Raw genomic sequence first — 12,355 nt, forward strand, 5'->3', positions numbered from 1 at the left:
ATCAGACGCTCACTGGACAAAGTGAGATGGACTCTGGTAAATATGCCTTCAGGTGGATGGCTCGGCTCAAGAGCTGATGAGGGACGTGCCAAGCTGCGATAAGCCCGGGGTAGGTGCATGGAGCCTATGATCTCGGGATCTCCTAATGGGTCTTCCTAACACATTTTGTGTGTTGATCATCAATGATCGGGAACGCCCCGAATTGAAGCATCTTAGTAGGGGCAGGAAAAGAAATCGAAGAGATGCCGTTAGTAATGGCGAATGAACACGGTAAAGTTCAAACTGAATCCCACTGGTAACATGTGGGAGATGTGGTGTTGTAGGTTTTTTCTAAAGGTCCCACTTGGTTGAAGTTTAACTTTTCTGGAACGTTAGACCATAGAGTGTGATAGTCACGTAAACAACAACCAAAGGATCTGGATTATAACCTGAGTAGCGTGGGTCGGAATTCCCGCGTGAATTTGGGAGGCACCAACTTCCAAAACTAAATACTCCTTGAGACCGATAGCGAACTAGTAGGGTGACCGAAAACTGAAAAGTACCCCAAGAAGGGAGGTTAAAAGTGCCTGAAACCTGGAGGCGATAGAGCGATATGGCGTTAAAGGATCTTTATTACGAAGGAAACAGTCGCGAGGCTGCAGTACGGGTAATATTGCCAATGTCATATCTTACGTTTTGAAGAACGGGCCAGGGAGTGTATTCAAATGGCGATGGCTAACTTCTAAATAGGAAGCCGAAGCGAAAGCAACATGCTCGCAGTCGTAAGACGAGGAGCGACGTATACAAGTGCGTGGAGTCATTAGGATACGACCCGAAGCCGGGTGATCTAGGCGTGGGCAGGTTGAAGCGTGGCGAAAGCTACGTGGAGGACCGCAAGCGGTATTGATCTGCAAATCATTCGTGTGACCTGCGTCTCGGAGTGAAAGGCTAATCTAACCCGGCATCAGCTGGTTCCTTCCGAAACATGTCGTAGCATGACCTAACTGGAGATAGTCGGTGAAGTAGAGCACTGATTGGTGGTCCCGGGGAAGAAATTCCTCAGCCGCTTGTCAAACTCCAAACTCACCGTCGTCGTAGAAGGTTGGAGTCCGGACTACTGGGGTAAGCTTGTAGTCCGTAAGGGAGACAACCCAGCCCGTGGTTAAGGTCCCAAAGTGTCGACTAAGTGTTAATACTAAAGGGCGTCCTAAGCCCTAGACAGCTGGAAGGTTAGCTTAGAAGCAGCTATCCTTTAAAGAGTGCGTAACAGCCCACCAGTCGAGGTTTGGGGCCCCGAAAATGGACGGGGCTCAAGTCGACCACCGATACCACGGAGCACCGTAAGGTGATCTCGTAGGAAGGCGTTGCGTTCGGGCAGAAGCAGGGCTGTGAAGTCCTGTGGACCGTGCGGAAACGAAAATCCTGGTAATAGTAACAGCATAGATAGGTGAGAATCCTATCCGCCGAAGGGGCTAGGTTTCCTCGGCAATGATCGTCAGCCGAGGGTTAGTCGGTCCTAAGACGTACCGTAATTCGAGTACGCCAAAAGGGAAACAGGTTAATATTCCTGTACCTCATGACAGTGAAACCAACGTTTTTGGGCAGGCCAAGCGGCGCCGTCGCGCCGTCTAAGCAGCGAATCCCGTGGAGAGCCGTAATGGCGAGAAGCGGGCGAATCTGTAATGGCGAAAGTTGGCTGCACCCGGGAACCCGTGAAAAGGGAGTCATGGGTCCGTACCGAGAACTGACACAGGTGCCCCTAGCTGAAAAGGCTAAGGCGTGTCGGAATAATTTGGCTAAGGGAATTCGGCAAATTAGCTCCGTAACTTCGGGAGAAGGAGTGCCTGCTATGAAGATAGCAGGTCGCAGTGACAAGAGAGCTCTAACTGTCTAATATCAACATAGGAGATTGCAAACCCGTAAGGGCTAGTACAATCTCTGAATCCTGCTCAGTGCAGGTACCTGAAACCCCGGTTCAACGGGACGAAGGGCCTGTAAACAGCGGGGGTAACTATGACCCTCTTAAGGTAGCGTAGTACCTTGTCGCTTAATTGGCGACTTGCATGAATGGATCAATGAGAGCTCTACTGTCCCTAGCCAGAGTCCGGTGAAGCTTACTTTCTAGTGCACAGTCTAGAGACCTCTAGGGGGAAGTGAAGACCCCGTGGAGCTTTACTGCAGCCTGTCGTTGGGTTGTGATTTTGGATGTACAGTGTAGGTAGGAGACGTCGAAGTCGGTGCGCCAGCATCGATGGAGTCGCCATTGGGACACTACCCTTCCAGGATTACGACCCTCACTCCGAGAGGAGGACCCCGATAGGTGGGCAGTTTGCCTGGGGCGGGACGCCCTTGAAAAGATATCAAGGGCGCACAAAGGTTGACTCAAGTGGGTCGGAAACCCACTGAAGAGTGCAAGAGCATAAGTCAGCCTGACGTTATTCAGCACAGTAGTGGATGACGAGACGAAAGTCGGTTCTAGCGAACTTTTGAGCTCGCTTGGTGCGAGCCAAAAATGACAGAAAAGTTACCCCGGGGATAATTGAGTTGTTGCCGGCAAGAGCACATATCGACCCGGCAGCTTGCTACTTCGATGTCGGTTCTTTCCATCCTGGCCGTGCAGCAGCGGCCAAGGGTGAGGTTGTTCGCCTATTAAAGGAGATCGTGAGCTGGGTTTAGACCGTCGTGAGACAGGTCGGTTACTATCTACTAGAGGTGTCTGTAGTCTGAGGGTAAGCTACTTTTAGTACGAGAGGAACAGAGTAGCGGCGCCACTGGTGTATCAGTTGTCCGACAGGGCACTGCTGAGCAGCTACGCGCTAAGGAATAAGAGCTGAATGCATCTAAGCTCGAAATCTGACTTGAAAAGAGACTACATTAAGGGTCCCGGTAAAAGACCGGTTTGATAGGGTCGGGATGTACGCACCAAGGCAACGAGGTGTTCAGTCCGCGGCTACTAATAATCCGTGCCTGTCCGTCTTGCTTTGTCCAGGCGAAATCTGATATGTGTGTGAGAGTATACACGGTTTTTTGATAAAGTATTTATACAATGGTTCCATCCATGTATCGCTCATTGCCAAGATGGCGGAGCGGCTACGCAATCGCCTGCAGAGCGATTCCATTCCGGTTCGAATCCGGATCTTGGCTTGACTTTATCGTTCATCGTGAGTGAGTTTGGCGGCCATAGCGGCGGGGTAATTCCTGTACCCATCCCGAACACAGAAGATAAGCCCGCCAGCGTTCCTTATTGTACTGAAGTATGAGAGTCTTCGGGAACTCTGGATCGCTGCCAACTCACTCACAATTGATTCTACTTTTCTAAATACTATATTTTTGATTACAACTTGTCCTGAGCTTTTGGCTATTTTTGATTTTAGTACTATCCTAAAGACTCACTGCACCGCGCAAAGCGCGGCACACAGTAATAATACTAAAAAATAAATCTTATTCTTCAGAAGAAGCCACAATTACATCCTCATCATAAACTCTTCTCTGTGCCTCATGTTTAGCAACTTCAATAAACTCCTCATTAGCTGTTTTCTTACCTGCAACCCATTTATCCATAATTACACAGGTCACAAGGTCACCTGTTACATTAACTGCGGTACGGCTCATGTCAAGTATTCTGTCAACTCCGATTATAAGTGCGATACCTGATGTAGGTATGCCCACACTATTCAGTATCATTGCAAGGATAACAATACCTACTCCTGGTGTTGACGGAGTTCCTATAGAAGCTCCTACTACAGTTATCATGATTAGTAGGAGTTGTCCAAAACTGAGTTCTATGCCAAATGCCTGTGCAAGAAATACTGCCGCTATACTCTGGTAAAGAGCCGTACCATTCATATTGATAGTAGCACCCAGTGGAATCACAAATTGGGATATAGAAGGTCTCACTCCAATATTCTCCTCTGCAGTTTTTATTGAAAGCGGCATAACCGCAGCAGAACTTGATGTGGAAAACGCAAGTAACATCACATCACGAATAGATCTTAGAAAAGTCAATGGATTTTTTCTTGTAACTAAAAGAATGATAAGCATGTACACGATCAACATCAGTAAAAGACCAAGCAACACTGTACCAACGTATACCAGCATTCCCATAAGTGCATCTATTCCCAGATTTAAAGTGAATTTACTGATAAGCCCAAACACAGCAATCGGTGCCAAAAGCATGCTCCAGCGAACAACTGTCATGCTGACTTCCTGAAGGGAGCCCAGCAGCTCAAGCAGTGGCTTTGATTGTACGGGCTGCATGGAAACAAGAGCTACTCCAATAATTATGGAGAATATCACTACCTGTAACATCTGTCCGGTTGCAAGTGATCCAAGGGGATTTGTTGGAACAATTGTAGTTATCATTCCTGGAAGTTCAGCTACATCGAAAGAACCAAGTCCACTACTTTCGGCCTGTGTCGTGTTGGTTGCCATGGTTCCCTGAACAAGTTCAGTGCTGATGTAACTTCCAGGGTTAATTGTAAGTGCAAGTATCAGTCCTATAAGAATTGCAAGGGCTGTGGTAACAAGGAAATAGCCTACGGTTCGAAGGCCAATTTTCTTTAATTGCTCCATATCTTCTCCGGCTGCAATTCCGCGAATAATGGATGCAAAAACAAGTGGTACAACGATCATCTGAAGTAGCGCAAGGAAAAGATATCCTGGAAGTGCCAGCCATTCACCAATAGTGTAAGACATTTCCTGACTCAATATTCCAGTGGATGGCCCAAGTACTAGTCCTGTAATAATGCCCAGTACCATTCCTATTAAGATCTTTAACCAGAGTCTTCCTTTCACAAGCTCCTGAAGATGATAGTTCAGGTTCTTCAGTGAACGCGGATGAATAAGTGTAAGGGGATCCGGTAAGTTGTACCTTCCTGACATGGCTTTACTTTTATTCTTCATCTTTAATTGCATTTATGGTATTTTTACTGAAAGATAGGCATTTATGCAAGTGTGCACTTTATATGATTATTTGTGAGTCATAAGGAGGAATAATATGGGCTTATTCGGCAGAATGGAAACAGTAGTGAAATCTAAAATGAACAAACTTATGGATCGCATGGAAGACCCACGTGAAACACTGGATTACTCCTATGAAAAACAGCTTGAAATGCTCCAGGATGTAAAGCGAGGTGTTGCTGAAGTTACCACATCTAAAAAGAGACTTCAACTGCAGAGATCAAAGCTCCAGCAGAATATCGAGAAACTTGACGGGCAGGCAAAAGAAGCCATTAAAGCAGACCGTGAAGACCTTGCGCGTCTTGCTCTTGAAAGAAAAAGTACTCTTAATATCCAGATACAGGGTTTGGATCAGCAGATAGCTGAACTTGAAAAAGAGCAGGAGAAACTTGTAGCTGCTGAAAAGCGTCTTTCAACCAAGGTAGAGGTTTTCAGGACCAAGAAAGAAACTATAAAGGCGCAGTATTCCGCAGCCGAGGCACAGGTCAAGATCAATGAATCTGTGTCAGGTATAAGTGAAGAAATGGCTGATGTAGGTCTTGCAATTGAAAGAGCTGAGAATAAGACCGAACAGATGAAAGCCCGTGCATCTGCACTCGATGAACTTATCGATACAGGCACACTTGATGATCTGACAAGCAGCGGTGATGATATCGACAGAGAACTTGCAAAGATCAATTCAGCAACAACCGTTGATCTTGAACTTGAACAACTAAAGAAGGAGGCAGGTAAATGATCATAAGAATAGTTGGTGCAGGTCAGTATGAAGTTCCAGAGAGCTTCTATGATGAACTGAATGTCATTGACAATAAGATTGTAGATCTTGTTTCAGAAGGAAACGAGGAAGGATACAAATCCGAGCTTACAAAACTCATAGACAGTATTAAGTCATGTGGAAGCCAGATCGATGATACCGAAATAGTTGAATCAGATATTATTGTCCCACCCGAGGATCTGACATTCGAGGAAGCTAAGGAAGTTTTCAAAGGTGAAGGTATATTTGAGGACTAATTTATTTTAGTCCTTAAATAGGCATACTCCAAAGGGGATACCATTTCCCCACATCTTTTTCTATTGGAAGTTCATTTTCCATCAAAGATTTGAGCCTGAATTCCGTATTATTGTCCCTGTTGTTCTTTCCTCTTGGGGCAAAAGGATAGTAATTTCCCTGCTTGAAATTATATATCCAGTATACAGGTCCGTCACTCTCAAAACGATATACTGCACAGAGTATCTGTTCACCAAATCCCTGTTCAACAAGTGTCTCGGAGATCATGTGAATGTTGGTCACAAGATCCTCGAAATCTTTGTCTCTGAGAATCACCCACATGAAATTATATTCATCTTTCTCTATACTGAAATCAGTGCCTGTTTCTTTAGTACTGAATTGCAATAACTCTTCGATCTCATGTCTGGTATTTTCGTACTTTGACATGTCCATGGACTTAAAACAAATAGCTGCAACAGCAGATGGTTTAAGGTTCAGGTTAAGTTCCAGTGTAATCACTGCTGTTGATATGGCAAAGAGTTTATCAGTCTTCGCTTTAGGTACTCTGCTGCTTCCAAGGACAGAACCCACTAGATCGCGAAAACCCATCAGTACTCTATCTCCCTCTGTATCTTTTCAAGGGCAGCTATTCTTTTTTCCAGGGAAGGATGAGTTGATAACAGGCTCATGACAGATCCTGAAACAGCTGCGGGTATTATGAAAAATGCATTCATTCCTTCAACTTTCCTGAGGTCTTCTGTAGGGACATTTGCCATAGTTCCGCTAATTTTTCTAAGTGCTGAAATAAGCTGTGTAGGCTGGCCTGTTATAAGTGCGGAACCTCTGTCTGCTGCAAATTCTCTGTATCTTGAAAGTGCACGGATAAGCAGGAAACTTATTACCCATACGATTATTGAAATTATCCATACAACTATAAGTCCTCCATTTGAATTTCTGCGATCTCCGCCAAAGCCTCCGAAATATAAACTGTATCTTACAATGTAAAATGCAAGTGTTGAAATGAAACTGGCTATTGTCAAAACTGCCATGTCTCTGTTTTTGACATGGCTTAGCTCATGTGCAAGCACAGCTTCCAGTTCGCCCTGGTCAAGTTTATGCATAAGTCCTGTTGTAACTGCAACTACAGCCTTTTTAGGACTTCTGCCGGTTGCAAAAGCATTTGGTACGGAGGTATTTACAACTGCAACAGTTGGTTTTGGAAGACCGGCTATAACGCAGAGTCTTGTAATTGTTTCATGGAGCTTTGGTTCTTCTGCTTCGGAAACAACATGTGCGCCGGTCGACCATAGCACCAGTTTATCAGAATAGTAATATTGTGCTCCCATAAACAGCATAACAAACAGCAGCATGAAGCTTGCAGATGCATACTGGGAAAGGACTACAAGGAATGCCAGATATACTGCAGCCAGAAGGAACATTGTCAATAACATTCTTCCTTCAAGCCCAAGGTCTTTTTTCCATTCTACCATTTTAGCACCATCTCTCAGTAATTGATATTGGTATTATTAGAATTTTGGGATTTTCACTCTAAGTCCGTTTTTTCCCGGTGAAGAAGTCCTTTCTGCCAGTCGTTTATGATTCTGATGGCAGCTCTGGTTTCATCTATTTCACCTTTCTTCTTCAGGAAATTACATTGAAGTCCTATCATCTCAAGCAAGTCATAAGAGTTTTCATCAGTGAATGTGATCTTGTAGAATGATTCCAGTATTTCCCTGTCCTCTTCAACAAGCTTTTCGATGATTTTCAAGGCCACACCAATTTGGTCTTTAATATGAGTTGAATCTTTTATTCCCAGAAGTCCCTGTATATATTCATCATGCTCATCAAGAGGAAATACACCAGGAGTGTCAAGGAATACAATACGTGAACCTGCATTCACTATCTGTACACCTTTAGTATGACCTGATATTGATGAAGTCGAGGCTTTTCCTCTACCTGCTACTCCGTTTATTACAGAAGACTTTCCGGTATTCGGATAACCAATACAACCAACCTGTATGTCTCTTCCCTGTATATCTGCGACTTCCAGTATTTTATGCCTGAGCATGGTTGTTCCGAATCTCTCTTTCGAAGAAACGAATACAGCTGGGGCTATTTTTGCCATTCTGGATTTTGCTTTTTCAAGTTTTTCCTTTGGGACAAGGTCACACTTGTTCAGTACAATGATAAAACGCTTCTTTGCACGTGCAATATCCTTTTCGATTTCGCTGTTCCTTGTTTCATCTGGAAAACGTGCATCTACAATTTCAAGAAGGACATCAGCTTTCTTTATGACGTCCTTGACCAATAATTTCTGGCTTGCCATGGTATTTCCCGGTATCAGAAAAGTAATTCGTATAGTTAATCTCAGATTAAATAATGGATGTTCATATTCCCTGAAAGGATATATTATCTTTGATAGATATTTCGCATATTCTTCGACCGGTCTTCTGATTTACTAATCTTTATAACAGTATCCAATATATTAAATGGGTTGATAATACGGCTATTATATCTTTTGATTCTTAGTTATGTACAAATTGTAGAACATGTATAGTAACATGTCCGTTTGGAATTATATTTGAGGGAGATAGAACTTCTTCAAACACTCCTTTTGTGCCGGATGAGCTGAGATGAACTGGATTTGCCAGCAGATCATGTTGTCAGGCATGCCTTGATGTTTGGTTATCCAAAGTATGAAGTTCACAGTATTCCCGGTAGGAATCCTGCGGATATAACGTGGAAATAACATTCTTATTTTCTAATCTTATCATTTATTCCTGCTATTCATATTGTTTTTTGTATACAGTTTTGTCGAAATTGTTTTCCATGGCAATTTCTAAAATAGGAATCTATAAATACCATTATGTTTGTTAGAACATAACGCTAGAAATCATGATAGTTAATGGGAATGGACGAATACTTGGAGGCTAAAAATGGCATACAAATCTCAAAAAAACATCCTTGTTGGTATGGCACTTCTGCTCTTTCTGGCAGTTGTGGTACCCTGTTCAGCCACAACCGTCGATATAAGAGGCGAAGCTATTGACACAGGAGCTATTGATGCAGGCAATATATCCTGGGACTATTCCAATTTCCCTGGATTATATTTTGCTGCTAACAAATACACTCAACTTTCTGCAGGTGCCGGGGAACACCTTTACTTTGAAAATGATGATGACGGAGGAAGCCTTTCTCTTGGTTCTGCAAATCCGAATGCTAATGTAATTGATGAAGGGGAGCTGATTTATACTACAAAGCAGGTAGCTTCTAAATACAAAGTCTATTCTGAAGTATCTAACATTACCAGGGTTACCAAATTTTACACTCTTTCATTATTCGGAACCATGTATTGTGCAGTTGATAATGATGCTACAAAGCTTGCAAAAATTTTGATGCAGCAAAGTGATAACGATAAGAAGACCATGAAAAGTGGTGAAGAGTGGTCAATGAAGAACGGTTACTCACTGGTGATGAATGCTGTTGATGTAGACGGTTCTAAGTGCTATATGACATTGTACAAGAATGGCGAGGTGCTTGACACTGGTGTGGTTTCCACAGACGGAAGTAATGATGATAAAATATACTTTGTTGAAGATGAATGTTCAGACGGTTCCGATCATATATATTTCCTGACTTATGTGGATTCTATTTTTGCAGGAAAGGAAGATAACTTTGCAGTTCTCAAGTATACATGGCTTTCTGATAAGGATAGTTATATGGAAGTTTCATCTGGTGACGAGTTTGGGAACTTTGAAGTTGATGAAGCATTTGCAAGCGGATTAAAATTATCAAATAGCAATTCCATCTCTATCAACGTTAATGCAGGTACAGCAACTCCAATTACAGGAGACCTGTACTTTAAGGCATCTGATGAAGGAAAAGGTAGTAACGGTGGTTATGTTTTCTATCCTGTAAAGGTACTTACTGTAGAAGACTCATCTTCAATGACTGTAAGCAAAGCTGAAGATACAGCTGTCAATGAATCCTCCTCTGATTCGGATGAAGTGGTTGTTGATATGTCTTCAGATTCAAATGACGGATCCGATATATCTGGTAATACCAATAGTGCATCTGAAAATGACAACGGATCTTCTGCTATTGAAACAAAAGCTGTTGAAAATTCAGTTCCGGGGTTTGAATTACCACTTGCAGTAATTTCAATCTCACTTGTGTTTCTTCTTCGTAGAACAACCCTCAAATAAGAAAATGTGGCCTAAGGCCAATTAGGGATATATCTCTCTGAAAGTTCCAGACACTTGATTAAAAGTGTTCTTTCTTTTTTCTTTCATAAATCACGACTACTCGCCTGTTCTCATTGATTCTTTTTAGATACATGGTGTCTTAGTTACTGCAATATTGCAAACATTAGTATTATTGAATTATTACTGTTCTCAGTAATGCTTAAGTATTAGATAAACACTTAAAAAGAGACTGCAAAATTATTTAGACCAGTTGCTAAACTGTTTAAGTCTAGTTATTTATACGCCTATCAAACTATTAATTAATCTGCATATTGTAAACTCTGACAAACGACGCAATGCCTATTCAGAATGTTGAAATGTTACTGTTTTAACCATCCATATAATTAATTATGACACTCTCAGATAAACCCCGGGTTCTAGTTGTGGACGATGAACCAATGAATGTTGAGTTGCTTCAGGCTTACCTTTCTGAAGATTATGAAGTTTTACCTGCTTATAATGGTCATGAAGCACTGGATATCGTTTTCAAAGAGTTGCCGGATATTGTTCTTCTTGATGTAATGATGCCTGATATCAATGGTTATCAGGTCTGTGAAAAGATTAAGAGTTCTGAGATCACTCAGTTCATTCCCGTGGTTCTTGTTACTGCTCTTTCCGGGAGGGAAGACCGTTTAAGAGGTATTGAGTCACAGGCTGACGATTTTCTTACAAAACCTGTTGACAGGCTTGAACTTAAAATGAGAGTAAAGTCTCTTTTCCGTATTAAAAGTCTTCATGACAACGTGATTATGGAGCGTGATCAGGCACAGAATTACCTGGATGTCGCAGCTGTAATGATGCTTGCACTTGACTGCAGCCAGAATATAACTCTCATTAATAAAAGAGGACTTGAGATTCTGGGTTATGGGGAATCAGAGGTTATCGGAAAGAATCTTATGGAACAATTCATTCCGGATTCTTCAAGGTCTGAGATGGAAATCCATTTCTTAAATTCATTGAACGCTTCAGGTGCCGGGAGCACTTATTATGAGTGTCCGGTAATAACTAAAAATAGTGAAGAGAGAATGGTCAACTGGTATTCCAAGCCACTCACTGATGAAGGCGGTAAGGTTATTGGTGTTCTTTTTTCAGGCCAGGACATCACTATCAGGAAAAAAGCGGAAGAGAAGCTAAGGGAGCAGACGCATGCCATGGAAGCTTCTGTAGATGGCATGGCAATTCTTGATGAAAAAGGAATTTACAATTATGTCAATGCTGCTCATGCCCGTATATTCGGTTATGATAATCCCAGAGAACTGATTGGTAAAAAATGGGATCTGCTCTACAATCCATCTCAGGTTAGCTTGTTCAAATCCACTATTTTGCCGGAATTCAAAAAGAAAGGTAAGTGGCAGGGCGAGTTGATTGGTAGAAGAAAGGATGATAGTACATTTTTCCAGGAAATATCACTGACAGCCTTTGATAAAGGTCTGATCTCAGTTGTAAGGGATATATCCAAAAGAAAGGAAGTAGAGTCTCAGCTGAATGACTATGCAGCTAGGCTCAAAAGCTCCAACGAACTCAAAGACTTGTTTACTGATATTCTCCGTCATGACTTATTAAATCCGGCAGGCGTTGTAAAAGGTTTTTCTGACATGTTGCTCAACGAGGAAAAAGATGAGAACAAAAGATATAAGATTCAACTTATTGATAACAATATAACCCGCCTCATTGAAATGATAGAATCCGCTGCAAAGTTTGCCAAACTTGAAGATATGGATAAGCTGGAGTTCAAGTCAATGGATATTGGTCCGATTCTCTCCAATGTTGTCAAGGAACTCAAACCACAACTCTCAGCAAAGAATATTACTCTTGATATGAGAGCTTCCGGGACTTATCCTGCAGTAATAAATCCTCTTATTAGTGGTGTTTTTACTAATTTCATCTCCAATGCTATCAAATATGGTCCTTCTGGCAGCGTTGTAACTGTGGATATCATGGATATTGGTGATGAATGGAAAATTATGATATCTGATCAGGGTGAAGGTATTCCTGATATGGATAAAGATCTTATCTTCAATCGTTTCCAGCGTCTTGCCGAGAAAAAGAAGGCTGTTAAAGGCTCAGGACTCGGCCTTGCTATTGCAAAAAGGATAGTTGAACTACACGGTGGGGGTATAGGTGTGGAAGACAATCACTCAGGAAAAGGTAGTTCTTTCTGGGCAACAGTAAAAAAAGCATGAGG

General features: G+C 42.3%; 8 protein-coding genes, 1 tRNA gene and 2 rRNA genes. 7 read left to right on the forward strand and 4 right to left on the reverse strand.

Annotated features, from left to right (window positions below; all coding sequences use genetic code 11):
- Positions 1-28 precede the first annotated feature (28 nt).
- The 3 genes from RE474_RS09855 (at position 29) to rrf (ending at position 3,271) form a co-directional block, all read left to right on the forward strand.
- Positions 29-2,954 (forward strand): 23S ribosomal RNA (locus tag RE474_RS09855).
- Positions 2,955-3,051: 97 nt separating this feature from the next.
- Positions 3,052-3,123: transfer RNA gene (locus RE474_RS09860), tRNA-Cys, on the forward strand.
- 26 nt (positions 3,124-3,149) lie between these two features.
- Positions 3,150-3,271, forward strand: a 5S ribosomal RNA gene (gene rrf / locus RE474_RS09865).
- A gap of 149 nt (positions 3,272-3,420) precedes the next feature.
- On the opposite strand, the gene RE474_RS09870 is transcribed toward rrf, so the two are convergent.
- Entirely contained in the window at positions 3,421-4,881 is a 1,461-nt protein-coding gene (locus RE474_RS09870; protein WP_309310203.1) for a dicarboxylate/amino acid:cation symporter, read from the reverse strand.
- A 94-nt stretch (positions 4,882-4,975) separates the two neighbouring features.
- Here RE474_RS09870 and RE474_RS09875 point away from each other — a divergent pair, with 94 nt between their 5' ends.
- Positions 4,976-5,674 (forward strand): PspA/IM30 family protein, encoded by a 699-nt coding sequence (locus RE474_RS09875; protein ID WP_309310204.1) that lies wholly within the window; start codon positions 4,976-4,978, stop codon positions 5,672-5,674.
- The gene (gene pspAA / locus RE474_RS09880; RefSeq protein WP_309310205.1) at positions 5,671-5,949 is read left to right on the forward strand and encodes a PspA-associated protein PspAA; all 279 of its coding nucleotides are present in this window, start codon (positions 5,671-5,673) and stop codon (positions 5,947-5,949) included. Before RE474_RS09875 ends, pspAA begins: the two co-directional genes overlap by 4 nt.
- A 13-nt stretch (positions 5,950-5,962) precedes the next feature.
- On the opposite strand, the gene pspAB is transcribed toward pspAA, so the two are convergent.
- From pspAB to RE474_RS09895, 3 genes are read right to left on the reverse strand one after another with little or no spacing between them, the layout of a single operon-like run.
- Positions 5,963-6,535 (reverse strand): PspA-associated protein PspAB, encoded by a 573-nt coding sequence (gene pspAB / locus RE474_RS09885; protein ID WP_309310206.1) that lies wholly within the window; start codon positions 6,533-6,535, stop codon positions 5,963-5,965.
- Positions 6,535-7,416, reverse strand: a complete 882-nt coding sequence (gene htpX, locus RE474_RS09890; RefSeq protein WP_309310207.1) for a zinc metalloprotease HtpX — start codon at positions 7,414-7,416, stop codon at positions 6,535-6,537. The genes pspAB and htpX overlap by 1 nt, the downstream gene beginning before the upstream one ends.
- Positions 7,417-7,469: 53 nt before the next feature.
- On the reverse strand, positions 7,470-8,252 hold the full coding sequence (locus RE474_RS09895) for a GTPase (protein ID WP_309310208.1): 783 nt from the start codon (positions 8,250-8,252) through the stop codon (positions 7,470-7,472).
- 610 nt (positions 8,253-8,862) lie between these two features.
- Between RE474_RS09895 and RE474_RS09900 the strand changes: the two genes are divergently transcribed.
- Positions 8,863-10,131, forward strand: coding sequence for an MA0829/MM1976 family S-layer protein (locus RE474_RS09900; RefSeq protein WP_309310209.1), 1,269 nt, complete (start codon positions 8,863-8,865; stop codon positions 10,129-10,131).
- A gap of 389 nt (positions 10,132-10,520) precedes the next feature.
- Positions 10,521-12,353 (forward strand): PAS domain S-box protein, encoded by a 1,833-nt coding sequence (locus tag RE474_RS09905; RefSeq protein ID WP_309310210.1) that lies wholly within the window; start codon positions 10,521-10,523, stop codon positions 12,351-12,353.
- Positions 12,354-12,355: the final 2 nt, after the last annotated feature.

The organism is Methanolobus sediminis (assembly GCF_031312595.1).
Lineage (GTDB): Archaea > Halobacteriota > Methanosarcinia > Methanosarcinales > Methanosarcinaceae > Methanolobus > Methanolobus sediminis.

Coding starts and splice junctions, on each gene's coding strand:
- pspAA (WP_309310205.1), top strand. CDS start 5,671: ATGATCATAAGAATAGTTGGTGCAGGTCAGTATGAAGTTCCAGAGAGC.
- RE474_RS09900 (WP_309310209.1), top strand. CDS start 8,863: ATGGCATACAAATCTCAAAAAAACATCCTTGTTGGTATGGCACTTCTG.
- pspAB (WP_309310206.1), bottom strand. CDS start 6,535: ATGGGTTTTCGCGATCTAGTGGGTTCTGTCCTTGGAAGCAGCAGAGTA.
- RE474_RS09905 (WP_309310210.1), top strand. CDS start 10,521: ATGACACTCTCAGATAAACCCCGGGTTCTAGTTGTGGACGATGAACCA.
- htpX (WP_309310207.1), bottom strand. CDS start 7,416: ATGGTAGAATGGAAAAAAGACCTTGGGCTTGAAGGAAGAATGTTATTG.
- RE474_RS09870 (WP_309310203.1), bottom strand. CDS start 4,881: ATGAAGAATAAAAGTAAAGCCATGTCAGGAAGGTACAACTTACCGGAT.
- RE474_RS09895 (WP_309310208.1), bottom strand. CDS start 8,252: ATGGCAAGCCAGAAATTATTGGTCAAGGACGTCATAAAGAAAGCTGAT.
- RE474_RS09875 (WP_309310204.1), top strand. CDS start 4,976: ATGGGCTTATTCGGCAGAATGGAAACAGTAGTGAAATCTAAAATGAAC.